Raw genomic sequence first — 26,713 nt, 5'->3', positions numbered from 1 at the left:
TAAATCATATACAAGCAACAAAAAAGCAAAGTTTCATCTCTTGAACACTTTGCCCTATATAACAAACACAAACTAGGATTTCCTCCTATTCCATATAAATATCATTTAATTATTCTTTAAGCCGCCAAAATACTACATTCTAAGCTTCAATATACCATTCGTTATTTCTTCTAAACCGCATGTATTGATTATAACTCGTGACAAGCAACTTGTCAAAGATATGACTAATTACTTGTCATCATTCATAAAAATCCTATACCCATTTAGACACAAGATAAACGTGAAAAATTATTGAGAGATAACAGTCCATTATTTAGGAAAATCAGTCTAACTCCTCATGGAATCAGACTGATTTCCTTATTCACTATTGTATCTGGCCATTCAGTGTAATGGCATGTTTTAATCGTATTATAACCCCCAATATAGTTAATTCCATTATTGTTAATTAACAATCATATTACTTTCTAGATGCCTCTACCTGCTTTATTGTTTCTACATTTGACTTCTCCCAAACATTAAGAATCTGATCCATTTTTGAATCAAATTCTTCAGGTGAATACCTTGGAGTGTACCACGACTTAGAATTAAAGTAATCTTGCAATTTCTGATCTTTAAACGTTCTTCCATGACGAGCAAAAATTTCGTTTCTAGCAAGCCTTAATTCATCATTAGTAAAACTCTCAAAATAGCTTCTGTCAAAATATCCTGAATCAGATCCATATACTATGTATTCTCCATTCAAACTACTCTGATACTCATTTTCTACATATTCCTCATATGACACATCCATAGTATATGTACATTCATATGACTCATCCGCATTATATATTTCTAGAGTACATTTACCTCCAGCCATTCCAGCATAAAGATAGTATTTTTCTGTAGAAGATGCATATACCATATCACAATAGAATTTATTCCCACCTAGATAAAACAAATCTCCACGAAATTCATTTCCTCTAAAATTTAATTCTATATAACCACACTCTGGATCCTGTGTGCCATCAGAGTATAACCCAAACCACAAAGATGTATCCATCCAACCGCCTTCATAAGACCCACACCAATCCCAATAATTAAGATAATCGCCTTGATTATCAGCAGGATAATCATTAACATTCTCATTACTTATCTCATTTGCAGATACAATATCATCTGCAACAGGAGTTGTTTCTTCTATATTATTATTGTTGTCAATCTCACTTGAAATAGTTTCTACTTCAGAATCGTTTATACCTCCCATCCGAGCTACGTACTGATCATATGTGATAGCCATAGGATCTGCGTATACAAACGATTCTTCAGCAGTATAAATTTCGTCATTCCTATATGGAGTCAATGTGACTTCAAAAATGGCATAGTTACCCTCAAAAGGAGTGCCCTCATGTAACCATGTCCAATCCTTAATCTTTTGCCCCTTATTGTTAGTAATCCATATTTCTTTATCAAACGAATCACCAGCAGCAACTAAAATACTGTCATTCTCAGTATCTTCCATGCCCAATGTAACATCAGCTATAATGTAAGTTCTATAATTATCCGGATAATGTGCCGCTTCCCATTCTTGATAAGTTCCTTCAAACAGCTGCGAACTAGCGAATGGATTTGGATTTAAAACCATTACTCCCGTACAAACCAATAGCGCTATGATTGCCATTTTTTGAATAGGAAATAAGCTTTTTTTAATCTTCCCTTTAAATTGAGGATGAGATGTCATATCTTCGATAAAAATATTAACATCTTTCCTATTTCTACTGTCAAAGAAAAACTTCCCCCCCGATTGAATAATAATAGTCCTAATATTTCTAATTTCAAACAATAACCCTAACAAAATAATCGCAGCAATCACAGCTCTAAGCACAATGTCTGTTCCAACGACAATTGGTGTAAAGGCGCATATACCTGCTATAAGGGCAAACAATATCAGTATCCATAGAGAGAAATATGTTCCCGACTCAATAGAACGAATACTTGCTATATTAATTTGACCCTGCTTATCTTTTCCAAATCTTCTACTTTGTGTGTATTTGAGAATTTTAGAATCAACAGTAATATCTGTCTTGGTACTATATCCTTCAACCAGTGTAATAGGCCCAACATCCACGCCCTTACCCTTGGCCTGGCTCTTGAAATGATATTCACCATAATAGTTCGTAATGTCTATAGCCTGTGTATTAGAAGTATTATTACTATTATCTAAAGCAGACTCATCCATTTCTTTTTTTAAACTGATTCCATGTTTTACTTCTTCAGTTTCTTTTTTTAGACTGATCCCATGTTTTACTTCGTCTATCTTTTCCCCACAAGAAGGACAAAATCTCACATTATCACTAATCTCTTTACCACACTTAGAACAAAACATTAATATTCTCCTTATCATTTGGCAAAATCATTTTTCTTATTTTTTATATATGCATTTTGTATTCATGAGCCATACTTCTATTTGACATTACAAAGGTGCCTATTTATACTAATATTTTTACATTTGCCATAATCCCATATCAACCAATAAAGATTAAATGATTATTAAATAAGTATGATATTATTATTCTTTTTTTATTATTGTATTGAATCCTATTAACAGCACCTTTATTCATTACACGAAACAAAACGGACTCCGTCATCAATTTACTTAATTGATCTCAGAGTCCGTTTTGTATATCTTTATTATTTTATTTTTGCTATCTTTGTCTTATTATCCGCAGTGATAAACACATTTTCTTTCTTGTTAAACTTGCAGGTGACTTTTCTACCAGATTGAAATGTCAGATTATCAATATACATCTTTGATTTCATCTTCTTTCCATTAACATTAAGTATCAAACAAAAAGCAAATGAATCATAAGTATACCCATCTACAGGAGTGTCATTATAATATTCCACCACTGGCAGATTTTTTACTGACAATTTGTAATAATCCTTGTATTTCTTAACCTTAGCATATTTCTTTATTTTATTCATAGGTTCTTGAGGCGCACTATCGCGTCCCTTTATATTCTCAAATCCACATAAATTTCCACTTGGATCAACCGAAAATGAATACTTACTCGCCATCTGCAGCATTGTCTGATGCTCAACAAAACCCATATTACTTCTTATGCTCACCCCAGATCCTTTCATGATCTTTTTGGGTATATATAAATCATAAGAAATCTTAGAATCAGCAAATACAGCTTGTATACTCTCGTTGCTATAAATATGAACAAAATAATTCTGATCACTCTTTGTCTGAGCTTTACTAAAATTAAATTGAAGTGCTTTATCCGCAGCGCATACCACACTTGGCTGACTCTCAAAGAGAAATGATACAATTAGTAACATGCTGAATAATTTAATGACTTTTTTTCTTCCCATAACATCCCCCACACTCTTGTTATTTTGAGCAAAATCATATGACTTTTTAATTATATCACACCACTTTTTTAAGTAGAAAAGCGGATAAGTCATCATCCTGGTAAATATCCAATATACCGCATCAGCGTCTCCCCCCCTCAGTAGGAACAAGTGATGAGGAACATGAAAAGCTCTGTCCTTGGAATCCAGAGTGTAAAAAAACTCTAAAAGATCTTTACCAGCAGCATCAAAAGGAATTTTTCGATGTAATGTGTTCTTAATCATATGTGAATTGTTAAGGTGCCCCAGCCCGTATGGGTTGGGGTATATTTTACGGGCAAAAGTCCTTGTACCTAATAATATAATTGTGGTGGTCGCGCTACCCACCGAACAATTTAGCGCTTACAGATTAAATAATACTGAATCTCTGATAAAAAAATGGAGAACACCATACAATTTCAGCGTTCTCCACTGCTTTTTCTAAAAATTATAAAATTGCTATCCCTCGTTTTTTCATATTAAGGGTTACATTTTTTGCATGGTTGATAACCTTGACCAATTATTTCATCTCTATTTGACGCTGTTGCATAATTAGATGGACTTATTGTTGGTACTGAAGAACAACTGGGACGATGGAATTTCTTTGTGCTTGTATTAAGCACATATTCTTCTGTCGTATTCTGCTGTTCTGGGTTATTGTATGTGTTGAAGTTACTACCATCACCGTCACCGCTAGAACTGTTATCTACTTCAGATGTGGGAGGCACTTCTGTCTCTGGCGCAGCTACAGAAGCAACAGCTGAATCCGGAGTTTGTTCATCAGTTGTTTTAGCCACATCCTCATTATTCTCAGCATTTTGAGCCTCAGCATCTACTTTTTCCTTAGCCAACTTTTCTTCTTCTGCCTTCTTTTCTGCCTCTTCAGTAGCCTTTTTCTCCGCTTCAGCTTTTTCTGCTTCTTCTTTCTCCTTAGCTATTTTTTCTTCATCTATCTTAACGGTTACTTTTACATGTTCAGACTCAATGGCTCCGTCTTTAGACATCGCATATACTTCTGTCTCACCTTCAGATATGCCTTTGATACTGTAATATAGATAATCTGTCAATGCAGCTTTGGAAAATTCAATAGTGGCTATCTCTGGGTTTTTACTAACAAAAACCACATCGCTTTCTGAAAACGAATCTCGATCTTTAACTTTTGCTTTTAAGTAACTACCAGATTTCTCATCACCCTCAACAAGTTCAATGTCTTCACTAGAACGAAATGACAATTTCTCGATATTACTATCTTCATTTACCATTTCTTCATCAGATGCTTCCTCTATAGAATTATCAGTTTCAACAAATCGTTCTGTTGTTTGATCCTCTTTATCGTCAGCTACTTTCTCATTTGATTGTGATGATGGGAGTGTTGCAAAACTACCAATCATTAGTACTATACAAGATACTATAGTAACAATTCCATTCTGAAATTTTGGAGGCAAAAAACTAAAAATCTTTTTTCTCAGTGGAGATATTACCACTGCAAGAGCAAGAAATAATACTCCACTTATAATATATAGCCCACCGTTCATAAAACAGCCGATGGCCATAAAAATATTAAAACCTGCCAAAACCCATTGCACAATCGCCCATATCTTAGACATCTTTTTCTCCTCTTTACTAAATTTTCTTAATTTTTATGGATTACATCTTTTACACGGTGCATATCCTTGTTCTATCAGTTCTTCTCGCGTTCCATTATAATACAGTTTATTTTTTTCTTTCATTTCACTAACACTACTACATGTCTGATAATGAAATTTTTTTGTATTTCTGTTTGCTATATATGCTGTATTATCATTCGTGGTTGTTGCAGTCGTTTCTTTCTCAATATTAGATGTCGTTTCTAACTTTTGAGGAGTTTCATTTTTCGAACTTGTTTTTGAAACATAATTCTCATCTTTATAGTTAGTCCCATCTGAATAATTTAGTATTACACCAGGTTGTACATTATAGCAAAAGACATTGAAGCTTATCGCCTTTCCCTTATCTTCTACGGAATAGGCTTCCATCTGCACACCTTTGCATAGCAAGTTATCGCCATCAAAGATAGGTGTTACACGATACATGACATGATTGCTAGAATTTTTTACATAATCTGCAACTTCATCTTCGTAAGGAAGCATTCCTTCAATATTAAAATATCTTGTACCTGTTATTAGATTCTTCTCATTTGCATTTTCTCCTGTCAATTGATATCCAATAAGGTGACATCTATTGTATAAATACGGAGGATTTGAATTAACTAATCCTTCATATTTGTTTTGATTCCATCCTGTAGGTTTAATCATCCCTATTGAGCCACGTTTTTCTGTAGGCATTAGTTCTTTTCCAACACACGCTTCCGCTGCCGTGCATCTGCCCAATTTATCTAATTCCCCGTATTTTTCATATGATATTGTTGTTATTTCTGATGAAGAAAAAGTCGGGATGTTTTCATTTATAGCTATAGATACTTTACCATCATATGCAGGAATATCAGGCTTCGCAGTTGCGCTAATAGGCGTACACACAAACAAGGATAAAATCAGACCTAAAGCTAATCCTATCCCTCTTTTATAATTTATATTTTCTCTTTTCATAACACTCACCTTCTTAACTCCCAAAAAAGATCTTGCCACTGCAAGATCCATAACTAAAGATGCAGCTGGCTAACTCTATGAGTCCCTATAGCTTTGTGTCGCCAGATTGCTCTGGTTTTACTTAATATCAACAAGTATATCTACTTCGAATATTAACGCCAAGCCATTATATTACAAAAATAAAAAAAATAAAAGACCATTAAATATTCATTTAAGATATGCTACAAGGGCTCATCAGTATTTATATATTAACTATAGAGCGAACCCTTAAGTATATAAATGTTATGAATGATATGATCTGTTGCTTTATTTTTCCATTTTGGCAAAAAATATGTCTCGATCATATTTTACTTAAATCAGTACTAATTTATTATTCAAATATAGCTGTGGTAATCCTCCCAAATTACCACAGCTACATTTTATTTCTTTATTGTAAGTTCCCAGGTATAAGTCTTACCATTTACTTTGGCTTTTATCCTTATTTTTCCGGCTTAAGCATCCTAAATTTTGCTTGTTTCTTTGATTTTTCAAAAAATTACAACAATAATGACTACACATTTCTTATTTTTGTCCTCATTTTAAAAAAAGTATCCAAAATCATTCTGAAATGTCTTTTTTATCTACCTCTTTCATGTATCCGGCTGTTATTATTCCCGCCGGTAGTGCAACAATCGCTATTCCAAAGAATGATGAAAACATAGTCACAACTCTGCCAACTACAGTCACAGGATAAATATCTCCATATCCAACTGTGGTCAAAGAAACCGTAGCCCAGTATATTGCATCAAAGAAAGATGAAAAACTCTCAGGTTCAACGCAAAATATCACGAGCGCAGCTACCAAAACATATCCTATAGCCAAAGAACAAACGGCAAATAATGCCTGTCGTGATTTCTTCAGCACATTTATTATAATGATCAAGCTTTTTGAATACCTCAGTGCTTTAAAAATTCTAAAGATTCTGAACGTTCTTATCATCCTAAATAATCTCAAGAGCTTAAACCCACTCTTCAGCGTAGTCAACGAAGGCAAAATCGATAGCAAATCAACAATAGCCCAAACGGTAAAAGGATATCTTACAAAAGACATCTTCTTTCCTTCAAGTTTATAATCCGCGGTAATCCATCTGAGAGCATAATCCATTATAAAAACTGAAACAGTAATCTTATCAATTGCATAAAAAAGCCTATTTGTTTCTTTGAAAGTCAACGGAATAATGCTTAGTAGAATAAAAAAAAGCATTATCACATCATATAGTCTACTTAGTTGATTATCATCTTCAGCAACTTCGATAATTTCATAAATTTTCTTACGCATATTATCATCCTCTGACATATGTAATTTAGGCTATCATTTACAAAAGCTGCGGCAATCATTTAAATCGCCACAGCTTATAATCATTTTTTAATGGTCAATGTCCATTTATATGTCTTGCCTTTTATCTTGGCCGTGACTTTTGTTTTTCCAGCTTTAAGCATTTTTAGTTTGGCCTGTGTTTTTGTTTTTTTCTGGAACTTAACATTTTTATTTGATGCAGTCCAAGTGACCTTTTTCTTATTCCCCTTAATTTTCAGGATGATAGTATCCCCAACATGAACAGATGCCTTTTTCTTATCAGTCGTCAAAGATACGGTTTCTTTTTTTGAATCAGAATTGCTTTCTGAATTGGTATTATCATCAGATGATTTCTTATCTGATGACGAAGAATTAGAATTGTTAGAACTACCTGAAGAGCATATACTACACGCCGTCAATCCACTTGCTTTAGCATCAGATAATGAAGTCTCATAGATATTCTTGGCTCTGCTTAGCCCTCTACAACTTCTTGAGAAATGATACTTGGTGCCAGTTGCAGTCGTATATACAGTTGTATCTGCATGAATTGTAGCCATCGGAAGTTCTAACATCAATACTAATGACAACAATGTACATACAATCGACTTTTTTAAATATTTATTCATGTCCACCTTACCTCTCTTTTAAAGAATCATAACAACAATCTTCCCTGGGCATCTTTAAATTTCCCAGTAGCAATGAGAACAATGTCTACCATCCAACCTAACCCAAATAAGCCAACAGTGAACAAGTAGATCCATCCCAATCCCTTTCTTCCAACATAAAACTGATGGACACCAAAATAGCCTAAGAAAATGCATAATACCAATGCGACCCATTTGTTCCTAGGAGACGCTGCGTGATAATCAGTATAAAGTGGTTGAGCATCCTGTGCTGTTATCCAAGTGTGGCCACAATTTTTGCACATACCCACGGTTTTGTGATATCCTCTCGTACCGCTTGATTCTCGTTGAAAAGAGATTTTATCACTACCACATTTTGGACATAAAATTGTCACTGCATTAACGCCTGGATTACTAACATTCGGTGAGTTCGAACCATAATAATTATTCGTAATACTAATATTAGGTTGCTGCTCAGGCATTTTTGATCCGCAAAAGCTGCAAAAGCTACCATTAGATTCTGCCCCACAATTTGGACACTTCATATAATTGTTTCTCCTATCATTTTTGTTCTATTGAAATAATTGTATCACAAAAAACACAGCCCATTTCACTCAAAGTTCACTAAACCTCTGCTTATTAAAGCTTTTTCCCTATAGCGTTGACCCACATTTCATTTTCTCTACCAGGTCTATTATCAGTACCAACTTCATTGCAAATTATCACAAATCCCGCATCTTCAAACAGCGTAACAATACTATTCTCATTCAAATCGCTAAATCTACGATTTCCGCGCATCTTCGTACCATCGCCATATTTAAACGAAGCATATATAACGCCACTACTCTTAAGCGAAGCATTCATCTTCTTCATTGTCTCTGGCAGCTGATTCACCGGCACATGAAGAAGTGACGCGCAGGCCCAGACCCCATCGAACTCATTATGAAAATCGATATCCTCAAACCTCATATCCAGAACTTCCTGTCCCAGATATTCAGACGCTCTCTTTCGCATTTCCTTGGATGCATCAAAAGCTGTTACTATAAAGCCTGCCTCCATAAATGCCTTACTATCCCGTCCGCTTCCACAGCCTGCATCCAAAACGCGACCATGTTCAGGAAGAAGTGCTATGAATCTATCCCTCTCATATGACATATCTGCATTAACACTTCCAGCAAAGAATGAATCAGCATTCATGTCATAATACTCTACGTTATTATCAACCATAGCCTCAGCAATCTTTGGAAGTAACGCCAGATCCGCAGGGAGCCAGTCCACACTTCTAAGCTCATTAATCTCAAGCCACTTCGCAGCTTCATGCTCCAAAAGCAGTAGTTTTCCTTCTGCAACTGTCGCCCAGTAGCAGTTCATATGAAGATGAAAAGTCTCATAATCATAATCAATTACATCAATAAGGTCATGTACCTCAATCTCTGCACCAAGTTCTTCTCGAATTTCTCTTACTAACGCCTCTTCAGGAGTTTCACCTTCCTCAATCTTTCCTCCAGGAAATTCCCAGCCATCTTTATAATCTCCATATCCACGCTGGGTTGCGAATATCTTTGTTTTTCTTTTGAAATCATCGCAGATTATTGCTGCGACTACGTTAACAGTTTTCATTTATGTCTTTTCTCTCTTACCTTTTATTTAGCTAATCTTCCACAGCTCATAACCCTGCCGTCTTGCAGAGTCATAGACCGGTCTCATATTCTTTTCCAGTATATTTTCAAATTCTTCTATCGTATTACCTGGCCGATATAATTCCTGGTTTGCCCAAACAGAATGAATATTATCCTTATAGCACGCCTCAAAGCGCTTATGGAAAATAGGTCGTTCTTTATCATGTATCATCTGATAAAGAAGATACTGATTATTTGCAAACTTTATAAAAAAGGGCTCCCACTCAGGAAGCTTATTACTCTTAGACGAATTAAGCGATGAATCCATTGGCATAAGATTCCATAACTCATCATTCATTACAAACGACCATGGAATAAAATGATCAACATCATATTTTTTAGAATCAATAGGATTGTCAGTAAAAACATCTGAAACAGATTCTATCTCCAATACAGCGTCCCATAGCTTTCTTACAGCATTCAGCTTCCGCATTTTCTCATCCATTGGCGCCAGCTTGTAAACAAGCCCTGGCACCTCGGGATTATTATTCTGAAGCCACTTTACCTTTTCAAATTGTATCCACCCCAAAATTGAAACAGTATTATCCTGTATCATCTTTATCCAAGACGGATTAAAATACACTTCTTTTTTGAGTTTACTACTACTCCCCAAAGTATATGGAAGTATATTCACCTTATTTACACGTTCAATATAGGCAATCATCCTGCGAGTGCTTTCCCAATCCGCAGTTTCATCTACTTTGCCGAAAAAACCAGCAAGTGCCCTGTAGGGCACCATGTTTGTAAGCTGTTCTTTTTCCGCTTTAAGTTCAGCGTCATGCTCCTTAATAGCATTCTTTATCTCAAGCTTCGATGCATTTGCCGGAAGCTCACTAATATCACTAAGCTTTTTTACTGCCCTTTCCAAACCATCCTTTACTTCACCGACCACAATCCCGCTAAGATGAATATGAAACTCCAGTACAGAGTACCAGGCATTGGCAATCATTTCATTTATGATTTCATCAAAAGTAGTTTCCGTTACGTCTTCTGAAATCAAATTCACAATAGCTTCCAGCCAATAAAACTTATAGCAATAAGACGGATTCTTCATCATAAGAGAGAAGCCCTCTATATCCAGCTGGTTATAGTAGTCTCCTTCTATTCGTAAGCTATATTCGATTTTCTTAGGATCAAAATCAGCCATTGTTTTTTATATTTCCTCAAATCCAATGCTCTTCAGATACTCATAGGTTCCATTATAATATTCCGGTAAGCGTGTCTCATCTTCCCAGAATCCTGTTGTTGTCTTATGCGAATTCCCTTCAGGTACACATATGATCATTCCTGATCTGGCACGGGTAAGCAATACTCTATATGCATTCAGCATGTACTTCATCTGCTCTAAACGACTCTCGCTATTAGGTATAAGTTCATTCCATCTTTCTTTGCCATTAAACCTGTAATAATGCCAATCGCCATTCTCATAACGCATATCCGCATCCCATAAAAGGCACGTATAATCCAATTCCAGTCCCTGCACCTGAATTTCAGTAGCAGCATCCTCCAAGTAGTTTGAAGATCTGGTATCAGCTTTGTCTTCCAGGAACCAGTGAACTGCGTTATCAACATCAGATTGCAATACATGTATTCCAAGTGGTTTATATCTTGCCGATTCCTTTGTAATTAACACTCCGGTCCGCTCTGTACCCCTGACCTTTTCGTGCAACCATCTCTTTGCTGTTTCCATATCCCTTGTCAGAAAAATAGGATATTTATCTTTTATTTCAGAATAGATGGAAGCAGCACTCGAATCCAGGGAAAGAAGAGCATGGACCATCGCTGACAGTTTCTCTGCTCTGAAGGAGCGAAGAGATACTCCGAGATGAAGATCAGGCGCATAAGTCACATTTCTGTTATCGTTTAGTAATTCATTAACTCTGCCTTCAGCATATTCTGACTCTGTAAGCTGCGGGGAAATGTGTACCTTCCAGTGAGTAAACTTATCATTCAAAGCCCTGATCCATTCTGTAATCCCAGCTTCCCCTGTATTTATCTCCTGTCCTCCACCAACAAGACATACTATGGTAGCCCAGTCTTCACGTTGATCAAGTGCCCATATCAAAAAAGCAGCCTCCGACATTGGAAAGTTTGGAACTTTAAGCTTATTACCGTAAGTTCCACCTCTCTTTAGGTAATCTGCAAGTCTCTTATGAGTCCATGAACGCTGCGCTTCATCAAAAATAGCTACATGCTCAACTTCGCCATATCCAGCATCCTGCATTTTCACTGCTTTTGCCGGATCAATTTCAAGTACACCATTTTCAACAGGATTCTTTATCTTGGCGAGCATATTATCCCTATATCTGTGGATAATTTGGATAAACTTACCCACTTCACGCCTGGAATCCGAAAGCTTCTTCGCTTCTCCCCTTTCCTTGCACTTTGCAAAGTTATCTTTTGCCAAAGCTTCATTGAGTACCGCCACTAGTGGGCCATTCCCCGAAAGATAAACTGCCCCTTCATCCTCTATCGGCTTATCAGAGCCTTGGTAAGTCTGCTTCACTGCCACATCCAAGCCAACCAGGGTTTTACCCGCTCCAGGAACTCCGGTCACAAAGCAGATACTTTTCTCACCATTCCTTTTACTCTTATGTATTACGTCTAAGATATATGCTATAGTTCTATCTGTAGTCACTTTGTCAGCTTCATGTCTAGTGATATCTTCAACCGAATGACTCTCATACAATGCTTTAGCAGCCTCAATTATTGTTGGAGTCGGTGCATACGGACTAATAATCCAATTAGGATCTACAGATGATTCATCCGGAAAATGCTGCAATATTTCTTCAAGTAAAACTCCAAGCCCTGTTTCTCCAGTAACTAATGGATTAACAACTCTGTCATTATAGACAGATGCCTGTATCACCGATGATTTCTTTTTGTATTTCGTTGCAACCAGAATCGGAACTATCAGCTTATCATGACTATACTTATGGAAATTCTTTAGATCCAATGCATAATCAAGGACCTGATCCACGTCGCATTCCTGAATCTTAGATTCTCCAACCTTGAACTCAAGGCAAAAGACTATACCATTTAGCAGCAATACTACATCAAGCCTTTTCCCCAACCGCGGAATATCATACTCAAATATGATACGCCCCCTTGAATCTTTCCAAGAAGTAAGAACTCTCTGTAGAATTTCTATTTCACCGCTCCATGCTTCTCTCGTAGTAGTCAGTGCATCACCATGATATTTGTCACAAAGCACACCAAATATAGACTCTTTATCTTTTTCAAGAAACGTCTTTATATCACTGTCAAACAAACATCGAGGACTATTTCCCATTTTTATAACTCCGTATACTTCTTGCTGCTCCCGTAACTCTTCTCGACAGGATACTTTGCTGCATTCTTCCTTATCTTACTGATTATTGCATCCTCAATATCTACACCGATTTTATCTGCCATAAGAATACAGTAATTCATTACATCCGCGAGTTCTTCTGTAACCGCTTCTTTATCATACTCAGAATTCCACTGAAAACACTCAAGAAGTTCAGCTGCTTCTATAGAAATACTCTTTGCAAGATTTTCAGGAGTATGAAACTGATCCCAATTTCTATCCTCTGTAAACTGTACAACCTCTCGTTTTACTTCTTTAAAGTCCATTCCCTTCAAGCCCTTTCCACATATTTCATAAAATAATCGCGGAGTTTGTCATCGCATACATATAAATATGTTCCGCGGATTCCCCTTGTCATAAGTACGTAATAAATATTCCTGATATATAGATCGAGTTCTTCTTCGGTAGCTGACTGCTTGCCACGCTTGTCAAAATAGCAAGATTTGTCTACATATATCCTTCCGTTTACTTCATCATATCTGATGTCTCTGCCCAATATTACAAAAGCATAATTAAGGTCATACCCAGCACTGGTATGAATACATCCAACTTCATCAATAGCACCATCACTATTAATCCAGTTGTTCAGGCAATGATTCCACCGTTTACTAATTCCCTCTATCTCAATATCATATGCAGTTTTATCGTTCTTGGTTTTCCATTCCCACGCGTATCCGGCAAGCATCCTACAGAGCTCCATGTCTTTTTCCTTTACATACAGCTCCTTGTTGAAGTCTCCAAAGCTTGAAAAAATCTTGAAATCATAATCAGCAAATGTCTTTTTCGGAACGCCAACGTCATGGAGAATATCATTTACATAATTAATATACTCTTCTCCACCTTTAACACGCATCTGCATTTTCAAGAAATGCGTAAGGTAAGCGCCTATGCGCTGCCTTCTCCCCATTTCCAGTTTAACTTTATCCCGGAATACTTCTATTGTCGTTCCTGATGGTCCGGATAACTGATCAGGATCAAAAAAGAATACAGGCGTCTTCGAAATCTTAAGAATCCAGTCCAGCTCCGTTGCATCACTGGGAAGTCCTAGCTTTTTATTGTTATTATCATAGGCCTGGTACCCAACAATACTTCGCCTTACCTGAAGCTTTTGCGCTTCATCGACAAAAAGTATGTCCCACTCCCCACTCTTAACAGCTTCTGATGCCCCAATAACATCCTTTGATGCAAGGCCTTCTATCTTTTTGAACAGACTCTTTAGCGTAGCCCGCAAGGATGTCTGGGGAATTATTAATCCCATCTTCTTATCACGGAATGGATATTCATGAGTCTTTTCATCCTCATAATCCCTTAGATACTTCATCAGATAGACAGCTACGATTGTTTTTCCTGTGCCTGGACGCCCCTCTACCACTATGGGTAATTCTTTCCCTGCCCTGATTTCATAAATGATATCATCTGCCAGTTTTTTCTGATCCCTATTAAGTTCTTTAAAAGGTGAATACTTATAGAACTCGCTATTCTTGATTTGCTCAAGAGTATGCTCGGCGAGATTATATGACCTCAGTTCGTTCCATAATTCTTCGAAAGTATCATCATAATCTGTTTTTCGGAAATAGTTCTTATTAGCGATACCATCATTTTTGTTGGTAATAATGTATTTACCATCTGCAGAAACAAACTGAATAAGCTTAGATTCATAATCAAAAGTAACAGACTGGTTGAATTTACCAGAGTATATAAAGTGAACTTGATTAAATTCCCTTTTCTCGTGATTGTTATAATGCTGCTTCATTCTCTCAGCAACATTTGTAGACTCGCCAATATAAACCTTATTTCCATTTTCCAGGATATAAAGCATCGGCCAGTTTCCAAGATAATCATCATTCCCATAGCTTTCGCTTGGAAATCTGTGATTTGTTATAACATAAAGATTTTCCTTCGTTGTTTCAATGTTAACCATATAATTGCTCCAGTCTTCATTAACTATCTGTAAAGCAACTATAATAAGTATACTACAAATTCAGCAAACCCTACTTAATCAGATTTATTCAGTTTTTCTTTTGCGTAATACACTGCATACAACTTATCCATATACTCATTTCCAGACTTGCCAAAACGCTGCTTTATGGTGGATTTATTTATTCTTCCCCATTACTTATAAAATGTAAAACTTGGCTTTATCTTATTCTTAATAGCATAGCACTTCAGGTCATGTCACTAGTTGGCAAGCAGGGCCTCAGTAAATACCGAGGCTGTGCTTGTTGGGGAAGTCCCCAATCCCCTTTGACATTTTTTCAAACTGGCTACGCTCCTTTCGGAGCTGAATGAAATATCGCCGAGACAACGGCATAAAAAAAGATGGGCACCACCGTTGTAGCAGTGCCCTTTAGATCAACGTGACGGTTCACGTTCTTTCTTTTTATCCTGGTCAGGCGTTTTATCTTCGCCTATCTCAAGAAGTTTATCTATATCATATTTTGCAATCTGATACTTTGTCATGTTTTCCTTCACATCACGGTACTCAGCATAAAGAGCTCTCTTCCTTGACAGAAGATCCTGAAACTCTGCATTGAGTTCGCTGACCTTGGGTATCTTTTTATCTCCAAGCTTTTGAAACGCATCCTTGGAAGCCTTATGGGTCATGATCTCATCCTTATGCTCCGCAAAAAACTTTTTACTGTAACCACTCTCCCGATACTTCACATAAACATCCCTGGTTTTGGAATAATTTATGATATACCCGCGAAGATCTGAGATCTCATCCATACGTTTCTCTATCAGTTTTATCTCGGAACTGACTTTATTGAACCTGTTTGCTGAAGCTTCTGCCTTCTCGGCAAGTTCTTCATAAGTCCGTAGTCCCTGTTCCTGGAAAAAGAGAATGGCCTTCATGACATTTTTCACATTGTACTTTTTTGCCCAGAGTTCATAACCGGGACCTTTACCATTCGCAATGATATCCTGGAGTGATAGCAGAAGATCAAACTTATCATCACGCTTTACAGCTTCTTTAGGATTCCTGCCCTTACCGATATCACCGATCTTATTCCTGATATCATTTTCACTATAACCATCGCCAAGGGAACGGAACCGGATATATCTTTTCTGTCCCCTTCCCCTCAGGGCAGTATGCTTACCTCTTTTTATTTCATAGCCCTGTCTTTGGAGCTCCATGAGAAAATCATCAAAGTCCTTGGGTCTTTTTGAAAGAGCAGCATCAACAGATTCCCTGATCACATCACGGAATGCTTCCCGTTTTGGAAATAAAGTCCGCTTTTCTCTTTCACCATAAGGTCTTGGCGTAATAACAGATAATCCATGTTCAAGACAGATAAGATCGCTAACCTTCTGAAGAACCAGACCCGACTTATGAAAGTCCCTGAACTTTTTAGTATGTTTTATATTGGATGCGCAGAACACAACATGATTATGAACATGTGCCCTGTCAGTATGCGTCGCAACGATAAAAGCATGATTGCCTTTTGTAAAACGCATGGCCGTTTCATATCCGATCCGGTTTGCTTCCTCTGGAGTAACTTCCCCGGGTTTAAATGACTGCCTTATCTGATAGGCAATGACTTCATGATCATATTTTCTTCTCGCCCTTTTTTCATATTCCCGGTAGGACAGAAGGAACTCTTCTGCAACCGCTTCCACGGAGCATGCATAAGATGAAACATATTCTTTTCCTTCTGTCTTCTCAGGATTTTCTGCATAATCAGTCTTTGCTTTTATACTGTCCTTTAAAGTCCAGCCTTTACTGATATGCATTGCAATAAGTCTCGTTGCTGCCATGATAACCTCTAATAAATATTGGAAAGTCTGACAAGGATTTCCTTAAGGACTTCCCATATTTCCTGCTGCTGATCTTTTAGCTGATTGATATCTTCTATATAAATACTGCCGGTCTGGTTAGCTTTCTTGGCATACTGATTCAGGTTATTACTGTTTATCTTCATGAGTCTGACTGCTTCATTGACATCCGAAAGATCAAGAAGGATCATATGCCCGTCAATAGCCATCTTTCTCATATATGCACTAAGATTTGTAACACCTGCATCATGCATCCTGGAGAGGATCTTATCCTTATCTGCCTGTGATATCTTTATAAAGATCTGTGTATCAGTCCGTTTCATATCAAAGCACCAGCTCCTGTTGCAGTTGCCTGCATGGTCTGTCAGTATCCTCAGGCTTACAGTCATGGAGCATTTTTAAAAGAGAAGACTTCTCCTCTTTACCATGAACCGATCCCTCAGGCATACTTACTTTTTCTGAGGCAGCCTGCGTTTCATAGATCTTTTCATCTTCATCAGGAATCCCATTCGCGTTATCATCAATTACATTAACTACGTTATTGATGATGCCATCAAGGTTGTTATCATTCTGCTCAACCTGATCTTCAAGGCCTCTTCTGACATTACCGATCGTGTTGGGATCAAGTTCCTGGGGAAGCCTTATGACAGGTGGTGCAGTGATTCCATTTACCTCATCCCATTTTTCAATGGCAGTTCCTGTTTTATGTTCCATAAAGTTTTCACTCCCCTCTTCGCTTCCTTTCGGGAAATCGGATCTCGAAATGAGCTTTTCCCTCCTCATCAGTTGTCAGATCAACATAGCAGCTGAAAGTGTTTCCTGTCCTCTGGGACTTGCAGTCAAGAAGCTTTACTGTTCCGCAGTTTACGAGATCATCTGCAACTTCCCTTGTCATCTCCTTACCGATCGACTGGAAAAATCTGTTGTTTTTCCATAATGCAAATTTGCAATCCATGTTGTTACAGAAAAATCCCTTTTCCCTTTCAACGACATGGCTCCCACATACAGGACAGCTCCCAACGATGTCATCACCGTTATAAGCCTGCTTCGTTCCGCTGCCGTCATCAAAATTACCGAATGGAAGCTCTTCGCCAAAATCGGCTGCATCCATCCAGCCATCATCTACTGTTCCCATCAGATTGCCACCCCCTTTTCATCCTTCCCGGTATCTCCGTTCATTTTATTTCTGATCTTTTCTTTTTCCATCCTCAGCGAATCTAAAAGAGACGGCTTCTTTCCACCTGCGCCATCGGGTAGTATGCGCACAGTTCCAAGAATCCGTCTCTCTGCTATTACTTTTTCTTTAGGTTCTTCCACAAGTGGTGTGTCATTATCATGGACTACCTTAGCTTGTCTTTCCTGATAAATGCTGTCCAGTTTTCCCTCGATCTTGGTGATCATCCTGGATGATGTTTTCCTTATCGTATCTAGGGAAGCCTTGAGTTCTTTCATATCAGCATCACTTGTGTATCCCGAAAGATAGGGATAACTGTAATCATCCGTATCATATCCCATATACTTCAGGACAATGCATGCAGTTCCTTCCGCTTCCAGTTCTTTGCGATTCTTACTGATATCAGTACTATCCGCATGCAATAGTGCATGGGTTATCTCATGAAGACATGTCTTTACCGTCTGCAACTCACCCATGTCCTTCTGTATTGCTATCCTCTTTTCCGCGGTATGATAGTAACCCTTTGCTCCTGACTTTATGTCTTCAAATCCGATAGGGACAGGACTTATATCCTTAAGTACTCCCATCATCAGTTCATATCTGTCGACTTCGCCCTTAAGCTCATCCACTCCGATCCTTGGAAGCTCTTTTCCATCTGTCTGTGAAACATCAAAAGTTGTCTCAGCCTTAAAAGCCATGACCTGGTACTCTTTTGTTTCCTTTACATGTTCGCCGTCCTTATCGAGAACCGGCTTACCATCGCTGCCAAGCTTATCAACTTCCTTCTGTACAGTATATGGGGCAGGTGCAATTATCCTGATTCCCTTCTCACCCTTTTTCACATAGCGTCCCATCTTCTTCCATCCATCAAATCCCTGGCACAGTGTTGCATCAGGACGCTGCATTGCAATGAGCATGCAATTATTCATTGAATAATGTGGAAACTTTGCCATGACAGCAAGGAGTTTTTTGAACTCCCCACTGTCACGGACTGCCTTCACGCCATCAGTCAGCTGGTCTGTCAGCTGCTTTAACCTGTCTTCTCTTTCCATCCTTCGGCTCCTTTTTCTTCACTTCATTGATCGCCTTTACATAGGCAATGAATCTGGATTTTCTAGCCATCACTCTTCCTCCGTGCTCACTTTATATTTTCCGGATGCAATATCATCCAGCATTTCATACAGGACATCCTCATCAAAGCAGAAGTCTCCATACTCCCTTACTACTCCGACCTGTCTTCTGTATTCCATCTCAAAGTCACCTGACTTTATATAAGTCGTCTCGACCCTGACCACTTCTCCGTCAGTCTGAAGATATAGTTCTGTAAAGAAGATAAGATCTGTATCTCCATCCATAACGGACTCATCGATTTCGTAATATATCGGAACTGCGGGATGATACAGAAATGTATGGTCAAAAAATACGTGTCCCTTTGCATCATGTCCCTTCATATACGGGATATGCTCATCGAATGCATCAAGTATTTCAGGATACAGTTTTTCTGTATAAAGCTCTGAAAGCTCATCCACTATCACATCACATTCAGCGTCCATATCTATTTCATCTTCATCCGGGAATCCCCATAAGATCTGGTCGAAATCCATGCAGCTAAAGAGCTTCTTCAGTGCAGACTTAAGGTCGTCCCTTGTATAAGCCTCCGCACTTACCATCACTTATCCTCCCCATCATCATATGAAGATTCCGTTTCCGGTTTATCATCTTCAGTTTCAAAATCATCCTCATTATCTCTACTGAAGCTGTCCAGATAATCCTGGTCTGTATAGTCCTCATCAGGATCCACACCTGTATTCTTTTTCTTGGAATTCTTTGTGGATGTGTAATACATGAAACCGCCTGCAGCTCCAAGACCGATGAGAAGAATGATCGCCATGATGCCGTTTACATTCACGGGCTCTTTCTCAGGTTCAGGTTCTTCCACCGGTTCCGGTTCAGGCTCCGGCTGCGGAACAGGTTCTACCACCTTGGGTTCTTCCTCTTTCTGCTTGCCTATTCCTGTTGCAGAAATATATTCGCTTATCTGGTCATCATCCATCAGTGATAAAAGGTCTGACTCATCGACCATATTAAGGAAGTGCACTTTTTCTTCACCCTCATCATCACGGTCTATAATGATATAAAAATAGTTGCCGCTCTTTGTCATGACAGTGATGAACTGTTTTCCTCCAGCTTCAAGGCTGCCGTAATCATCAACGAGTTCCATGTTTCCATCGGGAGTAAGAGGTCCCCACTTTTCCTCGACCTCAGGTTCCTTATCCGGTTCTTTTCCCTCACAGTTACGATAGTCCTCACTGCAGATAGGGCAGTCAGGATTGATGTGATCCTCTGTGCACTTATCCTCACAGATACAGTCCGGACCTCCCGCAAATGCAGTCACGGGACTGATACAAAAAAGTGCCCCCATAAGAGCCACTGACATTCCAAAAGCCTTAGCCCTTGTTCTTATAAACTTAATAACTTTCATTTAAGATATCCTCCATTCCAACGTTTGTTGTATTCTGATCATCACTGCCTGCAGAAGATTCTGCATATTCATCAGCAGTTTTTGTTTCCGCAGTTTTCTTACCCTGGGCACTCTTCTTGTTTTTTGAAGGAGCAGGCTTCTTTTCCTCCCTGACTCCCAGGTATTCTGCAAGCTGCTCAGGGGTCATGTTCACCTTGTCCACAACCCCGATAATCTGTGTTACTTCCTCTTCACGAATCTTTGCCTTAATATCTTCGTACTTTGCGGTGATCTCCTCATATCTGGGAGTAATCCTTTCTAGCTCCGCACGAAGTCTAGTTAATTTCTCAAACATATTTTTCCTCCAATAAAACACCCCTGCAAAAATGCAGGGGTAAATAACAACTACTGGATACGCCCATATCCAAGGAAATGAGACTGCCAGTATGGTGTATTGATATTTGAATAATGGACAGGGTTTCCTGCATGGATCATCCATCCTCCGCCCACATAGATGCCGACATGGCTTGCACCAGCAGTATCATATGTGCCCTGGAAAAAGATAAGATCGCCAGGTTTTGCTTCTGAAGATGATACCGGTGTTGTCCTTGCCCGCAGACCATTCGCTGTAAGCCTTCCATAATTCCAGCCATTACCGCAATGATTTATGACCCAGCTCACAAAACCGGAACAGTCAAAACCTGAAGGACTGTAACCTCCCCAGACATAAGGAACACCAAGATAACGCTCTGCCTCAGCAAGCATCCTTGCAAACTGTTCATCTGAAAGGTACTCACCGGGAACATGATGTTCATCATCATCTCCGGGGTGTGTATCATCGGTGTTGTAATAATCATCCTCCCCGAAAAGATATTTCCTGTTTCCATAGGTGAGCATCAGAAGCTTTACACGCTGTTTCTGGGCATCTGTAAATCCCAGCTCATCAGGAACTATATCAAGGGTATGATTTACAAGATAAACATTCAGGATGTAGTAGTCATATTCCTCTGTTACAGTTTCCGTATATGGTTCCCAATAGCCTCCATCTTCGAAAGAATCATCCTCTACCCAACGGACTCCGGAAATTTCCACTTCCCTTTCCCTGGTTTCAACCTCTTCATCAATGCTCAGGTCATACTGTATTTCAAATATCTCCTGCAGTTTTGCCTGGACCTGTTCTCTTGTATAGTCCTCATAAATGACTGTAAGGATGGCTGCCAGCTGATAAGGGTTATGCCCTATCTCATCGAGATGATAGTTGATCTCGTCGTAGTCCGCATAATCCGTCTCGATGTTATCAATATCATCCTGAAGCCCTGCCTCCAGATCCTTATAGTCGTCCTCTGCGCCAAGTATGTCCTCGTCAGTAGCGGTATATGATGAAGCAAAAGCTATATCCCCGCTGCCGCCTCCTATGGCAGAGCATGAACTCATAAGCCCCATTACTGCTATGATCAGGATAAAAACAAGAACGATTATCGCAGCGGTTACAGGATTATCCTCGACAAACTCTTTTACTGTTTCCCATAAAAGAGCCGCCATATCCTCTGCTTTGTCGGTAATTTTCCGTCCTATCTTGCCTCCGTTCTCCGCAGCCCTTCTCTGCTTTTCCACGGCTTTTTTCTGCATTTCCCTCTGGGCTTTCTGCTTTGCTGCTTCCTTTTCTGCAGAGAGTTCTTTTCTTCCATGCATTTTGTTACTGTATTTTTTGTTCTTTGCCCTGGAAGTCGTACTGCTCACGGCACCACTGGCAATATATCCTCCGGTATCAACTACTTCCTCTGCTACAGCTGACTCTTCTTTTCCATCATCAGTAGATCCCACCATGTCAGATGTGACCCCGATCCCTGTCAGGACATCTGCTGTTGTTCGGGAAAAACCGCCCAAAGTCCTGCTCACATTCCGTTCTTCACCCTGCTTTGCTTTCTTACTTACCTCAGCATTTTTCCGCTTTTTCTCAATGTCATTAGCCTTCTTCTGACTCTGTTTATGGACTTTTTGTTTCCTTTTCTTTTCCTCTGCAGTATCCCTGTTGTCAGCTTTTCCATTTCGAAGCTTCTGCTCGTAGTACCTTCTTGCGGAATCCTTGGTTTTCAGTTTATTGGCATGGGTCCTGACCTTCTTTTCGTCTACGGAAGCCTCATCACGAGGCTCCCTTGTGTATAATCCTTCATCCATTACAACTCTCCCATCGTTTATGCGGTGGTCTTATTCTGCTCTTTCTGAGCTGATGTCTCCGAGAACTTGGTGTTGATAACCTCATACAGCTTTGTCTCTTTAGGGAACCTGTCGATGAATGGCAGGATAACATTTCCATAAAAAATAAGCCCTTCACCTTCTCCCGAATGTGTAACATACGAAAGCTGGTGTGGACTTATGTTAAGCTGTTTTGCAAGGATTGCCCTGTCCCCTACGGCCTGATTGAGCATTAAAATGAAGTCAGAGTTTTCAAAGATATTCTCTACTTCCCTTGATGCAAGCAGGTCTTTTACGTTCTGAGTTATGCCTGTCGGCATACCGCCCCATTTTCTGAAGCGCTTCCAGATCTCCACTGTATATGCGGCTGTCTGCTCTTCACGAAGGAGCAGATGCATCTCATCCATATAGTAACGGGTGGACTTTCCTGCCTCCCTGTTCTCAGAGACCCTGCACCAGACCTGGTCCTCGATTATGAGCATGCCTATCTTTTTAAGCTGCTTACCAAGATCCTTGATATCGAAACATACCAGTCTGTTATGAAGCTCCACATTTGTCCTGTGGTTAAAGACGTTAAGGGAACCGGTAACATAGATTTCAAGCGCAGTTGCCACATACCTGGCTTCAGGCTCGTCCTGTTTTAACAGTAAATTGTACAGATCCTCAAGTATAGGAATGTTCTCAGGACTTGGATCCTCAAGGTATTTCCTGTATACCTGACGGACGCATCTGTCTATGACAGTCTTTTCCGTAGGCTGCAGACCGTCCTTTGCACCCATGATAAGTTCGCATAATGACAGGATAAAGTCCACCTTCAGCATTACAGGATTATCATCCTCCGAGTAGTTCATGTTGATATCCATGGGATTGATGTACTGGTCTGATGTCGGGCTTATCTTGATGACCTGACCTCCCAGATACTCTACCATAGCTCGGTACTCGCTTTCCGGATCTGATATGATGATATCGTCATCCGTGACAAGGAATGCGTTTACTATTTCCCTTTTTGCTGCAAAAGATTTACCTGCACCGGGCGTACCAAGGATAAGGCCGTTAGGATTCTTAAGCTTCTTTCTGTCCACCATGATAAGGTTGTTAGAAAGAGCATTAAGTCCATAGTAAAGCGCTCCCCTGTGATCCTGGAACAGTTCCTGTGTAGTAAAAGGCACGAAGATTGCAGTACTACTTGTTGTCATACCACGCTGGATGTCAACCTCGTTATAGGCAAGGGGGAGGGTACTCACAAGTCCCTGCTCCTGCTGAAAATCCAAGCGGATAAGGTTGCAGCTGTGTTTCTGTGCTATCGAAGATGCCTGGAAAATATTGTTATCAAGTTCTTCCTTGGTCTTTCCTGTGTTCATGATAAGAAATGTCAGAAGGAACATTCTCTCGTTCTGTGACTGCAATTCCTTAAGCAATGCCTTAGCGTCTTTGCCATACGTAGCAAGGTCTGAGGGAATGATTTCCATGTCATATCCGGCACGGACCGCCTTTTTCTGCTCTTCTATCTTACTTCTGTCCAGTTCAGTGATTGTATGCTTTACAGTCTTGATTGCCTCATTCTGATCAACGGAATGAAGATGCATCGTTACTATCTGGCTTGATTCCATTCCAAGGAAATCTGCCAGCATCCTGTCGCTTACATCAGAAGCATCGATTGACAAAAAGCTCATGGAACACCATGTATCCCCCATCTTGAAATACCTGCCATTAGGAAACTCAAATGAGCTTGGAGCTATAAAATCCTTCACTGAAAGCCCTGATTTTACAAGATACTTCCAGTCAAAGTTGAACTTGGCGTTGTCTCCCATATGTAGTTGCCTGTGCATCAGCGCAAGTCTCTGTTCTCCATTTAATGTCTCAGCTATGACGCCGAGTCTTTTGAAATTATTAAGTATATCCATTTCGATATGGATGAGCCTTGGTTTAGCTGATCTCATTGAATCTGCATGGATACCGAAGGTGATGTATTTCACCTTTGTGAGTCCGTTGTTACCGGCTTGCATGTTCCTTAAAAGGATTCCGGAATATTCATCCCTAACATCATTGAAGGGATCTCCCTGGTGAGCGATCGCTATCTTTTTCTCAAAGTCTCCTATTTCTGTTGCGAAGTTCATGAATGAAAGTTCAAAATGAACCGAACTGTCAAAGAAATTAAGGAATCCGCACCATTCCTCGAATATCTCGGTCTTATCATCCTGCTGTGCAAGCTGATAGTTGATATCCTGGAACTGGATTGTCTTTGTGTAATAATCCATTCCTACCCTTATTATTCCATCAGGAAATACGCGGTCAAAAGGAAGCGTCTGCTGCGCAGTCCTCGGGGTCCCGTCATCCTTCTGTGCATTCTTTATTATCTCTTTTACCTGCGCCTGTTCACTCTTTGACAGGCCTTCAGGCATCGTAAACTGTCTTATGTCCTTATTCTTTTTCCACGGAACTACGAACAATTCTGTCCACCTCCCTTTCTGCCCTGGCTGTCCGTTCCAGAGCTGAATAATAATTATCCGTTTTATACGGACGTTTCCTTGGCCGTACAAATACGGCTTCTATGAAATGTCCAAGATAGACTTCAAGTGGCCTTCCATTTTTCTCATAAAGTGCAAAAAAGAATATCGGCATCATTATGACCATCATGCACATGATAGCCACATTTACCGGCGCCATGCTCTTTATAAGAAAAAATGACGGGACTCCGATGAGTGCCGCCACGAAAAAGCATACAATCTGTCTTTTTGTCAGATTTAAGAAGATCTTACTTTTGACCTTTGTTAAGTCTCTTGGAACTGATATATATGAAGCTGCCATATTTCTCCTTCCTCATTTTATGTGCACTGCAGGATAGCTTTCGCTACTGTATTTGTCTTAAATAAAGAAAATGCCAGGAGCAGCGTGTATCCTACAACTCCCCATAGGGAACCAACGATATCGCTTGAAAATGCCAATGTCTGTATAAGTGCAGCATAGATACCAACGCATATCATGATAAGGAATCCCTGGAGTCCTAATGCAAACAGGCTCTTTCCAAAATTGATGCAGACAGAGCTCTGCTCCTTGTTAGCAAAAGTAGCGAGTGGTATCGGAGCAAGGGAAACATACATATAGATCTCGATCATTCTCACATAGATTATGACAAATATGAGTTTTGAAAGGATCTGCGTTACTATCATGATTATTGAGACTTGGAAAAACAGCGCAAATATGCTCCATATATCCATAGCCTCTATGGTTGCCTGCATCGCTGCAAGTGCTGATGCGTCAACCGCTGTTGAAGCTGCAATGACTCCGCCCGCATTCAAGATGATATGCTGGGCTACATCAAATACCGCCATTGTGAAATCAAAAGTATGCGAGATTATCTCTACTGCAATGGCTGTCTTGAACACCCATTTAAAGATGAACCATGTTTCGAAATTCGCCAGATTGTTGTAACTGATGATAAGCTGTATCAGCTCATAACATGCTACAAACGTCAGGATTATTCCCGCTATTGGCATTATCACTGTTTCAGAAATATTCTTTATCATGCCAAATACTGTCGGATTAAATGCAGATGGTGTTGTTCCAACCTCCGATGCTATCGTTCCGACCTGATCATTTACACAGTCAAACATGGTCTGCAGTACACTCATAAGGTAGGGAATTATCATATCTTTGAGATGCTGTTCTATCTCTTGAAATAATGTATCAAACATATCCCTCCTAAGTTTTTACCAGCTTGTTGCTGGATTGTTTTTAATAGTGAGTCAAGCCCAGGAAATGCAAGCATTTCCTGGCTGGCGGATATCCGCCAAATAAAAATAAGACAGTAACCCTTCGCATGAGCGAGCTCTGCTCAGGTTTCCTATCTTATTTTTGCTTGACTCTGTATTTTTCCATATTCAGTTGTAATTCCTTCTCGGGCTAATCAGAAAAGGTTGGCAAGAAGTGGAACTACTGTTGTGCCAACGAGGCAAACACCGCCTCCAGCCATCAGCTGCTTCATTCCCTGGCTCTTCGCGCCGGGGTTGTCATTACCATAACCCTCAAGAAGATTGATGATGCCCCATGCTCCAAGGCCGCAGCCTAATGCCACCACGATTGTCTGCAACGCGCCTACGGCAGATGTAAAAAATCCCATAGTTTTTCTTATTATCGGTATTTCGTTAATATTATTATATTATTA

24 protein-coding genes, 2 pseudogenes and 1 riboswitch are annotated in these 26,713 nt (G+C 39.4%); all 26 genes and pseudogenes read right to left on the bottom strand.

Features of this window, described 5'->3' with window-relative positions; all coding sequences use genetic code 11:
- Positions 1-457: 457 nt before the first annotated feature.
- The 26 genes and pseudogenes from G602_RS0103935 to G602_RS0103805 all read right to left on the bottom strand — a co-directional run bounded on the left by G602_RS0103935 (position 458) and on the right by G602_RS0103805 (position 26,668).
- Complete coding sequence (locus G602_RS0103935) at positions 458-2,362, bottom strand: YARHG domain-containing protein (protein ID WP_026657782.1); 1,905 nt, start codon at positions 2,360-2,362, stop codon at positions 458-460.
- A gap of 305 nt (positions 2,363-2,667) precedes the next feature.
- Positions 2,668-3,354: a hypothetical protein gene (locus G602_RS0103930; protein WP_155829676.1), complete on the bottom strand. Its 687-nt coding sequence runs from the start codon at positions 3,352-3,354 to the stop codon at positions 2,668-2,670.
- A 497-nt stretch (positions 3,355-3,851) separates the two neighbouring features.
- Complete coding sequence (locus tag G602_RS30865) at positions 3,852-4,979, bottom strand: Ada metal-binding domain-containing protein (protein WP_026657780.1); 1,128 nt, start codon at positions 4,977-4,979, stop codon at positions 3,852-3,854.
- A gap of 33 nt (positions 4,980-5,012) precedes the next feature.
- Positions 5,013-5,957 (bottom strand): DNA/RNA non-specific endonuclease, encoded by a 945-nt coding sequence (locus tag G602_RS0103920; RefSeq protein WP_026657779.1) that lies wholly within the window; start codon positions 5,955-5,957, stop codon positions 5,013-5,015.
- A 57-nt stretch (positions 5,958-6,014) separates the two neighbouring features.
- A riboswitch (cyclic di-GMP riboswitch) is annotated at positions 6,015-6,089 on the bottom strand.
- Between the two features lie 465 nt (positions 6,090-6,554).
- Positions 6,555-7,274 (bottom strand): ion transporter, encoded by a 720-nt coding sequence (locus G602_RS0103915; RefSeq protein WP_026657778.1) that lies wholly within the window; start codon positions 7,272-7,274, stop codon positions 6,555-6,557.
- A gap of 80 nt (positions 7,275-7,354) precedes the next feature.
- A complete protein-coding gene (locus tag G602_RS25070; protein ID WP_044930969.1) occupies positions 7,355-7,918 on the bottom strand; it encodes a hypothetical protein in 564 nt (187 codons plus the stop codon).
- Between the two features lie 26 nt (positions 7,919-7,944).
- Positions 7,945-8,460 (bottom strand): NINE protein, encoded by a 516-nt coding sequence (locus G602_RS31315; protein WP_242835482.1) that lies wholly within the window; start codon positions 8,458-8,460, stop codon positions 7,945-7,947.
- A gap of 94 nt (positions 8,461-8,554) precedes the next feature.
- Positions 8,555-9,058: pseudogene (locus G602_RS31980) on the bottom strand (class I SAM-dependent methyltransferase); the annotation flags it as partial.
- Positions 9,059-9,139: 81 nt separating this feature from the next.
- Positions 9,140-9,535: pseudogene (locus G602_RS31975) on the bottom strand ((deoxy)nucleoside triphosphate pyrophosphohydrolase); the annotation flags it as partial.
- Between the two features lie 27 nt (positions 9,536-9,562).
- The gene (locus G602_RS30860; protein ID WP_026657776.1) at positions 9,563-10,741 is read right to left on the bottom strand and encodes an HNH endonuclease domain-containing protein; all 1,179 of its coding nucleotides are present in this window, start codon (positions 10,739-10,741) and stop codon (positions 9,563-9,565) included.
- A gap of 6 nt (positions 10,742-10,747) precedes the next feature.
- A complete protein-coding gene (locus tag G602_RS0103885; protein WP_026657775.1) occupies positions 10,748-12,886 on the bottom strand; it encodes a DNA/RNA helicase domain-containing protein in 2,139 nt (712 codons plus the stop codon).
- A gap of 2 nt (positions 12,887-12,888) precedes the next feature.
- Positions 12,889-13,209, bottom strand: a complete 321-nt coding sequence (locus G602_RS0103880; RefSeq protein WP_026657774.1) for a nucleotide pyrophosphohydrolase — start codon at positions 13,207-13,209, stop codon at positions 12,889-12,891.
- A 5-nt stretch (positions 13,210-13,214) separates the two neighbouring features.
- A complete protein-coding gene (locus G602_RS0103875) occupies positions 13,215-14,864 on the bottom strand; it encodes a DUF2075 domain-containing protein (protein WP_026657772.1) in 1,650 nt (549 codons plus the stop codon).
- Between the two features lie 431 nt (positions 14,865-15,295).
- On the bottom strand, positions 15,296-16,699 hold the full coding sequence (locus G602_RS0103870; RefSeq protein ID WP_026657771.1) for a relaxase/mobilization nuclease domain-containing protein: 1,404 nt from the start codon (positions 16,697-16,699) through the stop codon (positions 15,296-15,298).
- Between the two features lie 8 nt (positions 16,700-16,707).
- Positions 16,708-17,040, bottom strand: coding sequence for a plasmid mobilization protein (locus G602_RS0103865; RefSeq protein WP_026657770.1), 333 nt, complete (start codon positions 17,038-17,040; stop codon positions 16,708-16,710).
- 1 nt (position 17,041) lies between these two features.
- Positions 17,042-17,431 (bottom strand): hypothetical protein, encoded by a 390-nt coding sequence (locus G602_RS0103860; protein ID WP_026657769.1) that lies wholly within the window; start codon positions 17,429-17,431, stop codon positions 17,042-17,044.
- Positions 17,432-17,438: 7 nt separating this feature from the next.
- Positions 17,439-17,852 (bottom strand): hypothetical protein, encoded by a 414-nt coding sequence (locus G602_RS25050; protein ID WP_044930967.1) that lies wholly within the window; start codon positions 17,850-17,852, stop codon positions 17,439-17,441.
- Entirely contained in the window at positions 17,852-18,943 is a 1,092-nt protein-coding gene (locus tag G602_RS25045) for an ArdC-like ssDNA-binding domain-containing protein (RefSeq protein ID WP_049945034.1), read from the bottom strand. Before G602_RS25045 ends, G602_RS25050 begins: the two co-directional genes overlap by 1 nt.
- A gap of 69 nt (positions 18,944-19,012) precedes the next feature.
- Complete coding sequence (locus G602_RS0103840) at positions 19,013-19,561, bottom strand: hypothetical protein (RefSeq protein ID WP_026657768.1); 549 nt, start codon at positions 19,559-19,561, stop codon at positions 19,013-19,015.
- Positions 19,561-20,373, bottom strand: a complete 813-nt coding sequence (locus tag G602_RS25040; RefSeq protein ID WP_049945033.1) for a DUF4366 domain-containing protein — start codon at positions 20,371-20,373, stop codon at positions 19,561-19,563. Before G602_RS25040 ends, G602_RS0103840 begins: the two co-directional genes overlap by 1 nt.
- Positions 20,360-20,707, bottom strand: a complete 348-nt coding sequence (locus G602_RS25035) for a DUF4315 family protein (protein ID WP_044930965.1) — start codon at positions 20,705-20,707, stop codon at positions 20,360-20,362. Before G602_RS25035 ends, G602_RS25040 begins: the two co-directional genes overlap by 14 nt.
- 50 nt (positions 20,708-20,757) lie before the next feature.
- A complete protein-coding gene (locus G602_RS25030; protein WP_044930963.1) occupies positions 20,758-22,530 on the bottom strand; it encodes a C40 family peptidase in 1,773 nt (590 codons plus the stop codon).
- Positions 22,531-22,547: 17 nt separating this feature from the next.
- Complete coding sequence (locus G602_RS0103820; RefSeq protein ID WP_026657767.1) at positions 22,548-24,950, bottom strand: VirB4-like conjugal transfer ATPase, CD1110 family; 2,403 nt, start codon at positions 24,948-24,950, stop codon at positions 22,548-22,550.
- Positions 24,951-24,969: 19 nt separating this feature from the next.
- Positions 24,970-25,356 carry a PrgI family protein gene (locus tag G602_RS0103815; protein WP_026657765.1) on the bottom strand — a complete coding sequence of 129 codons (387 nt, stop codon included), beginning with the start codon at positions 25,354-25,356 and terminating at the stop codon, positions 24,970-24,972.
- A 17-nt stretch (positions 25,357-25,373) separates the two neighbouring features.
- Entirely contained in the window at positions 25,374-26,243 is an 870-nt protein-coding gene (locus tag G602_RS0103810) for a VirB6/TrbL-like conjugal transfer protein, CD1112 family (protein ID WP_026657764.1), read from the bottom strand.
- Between the two features lie 212 nt (positions 26,244-26,455).
- Positions 26,456-26,668: a Maff2 family mobile element protein gene (locus G602_RS0103805; protein WP_026657763.1), complete on the bottom strand. Its 213-nt coding sequence runs from the start codon at positions 26,666-26,668 to the stop codon at positions 26,456-26,458.
- Positions 26,669-26,713: the final 45 nt, after the last annotated feature.

The sequence above is a fragment of the Butyrivibrio sp. AC2005 genome, from assembly GCF_000424145.1.
Classification (GTDB): domain Bacteria; phylum Bacillota; class Clostridia; order Lachnospirales; family Lachnospiraceae; genus Butyrivibrio.
Note: the sequence above shows the minus strand (reverse complement) of the source record. Positions and strands in the feature narration are given on the sequence as shown.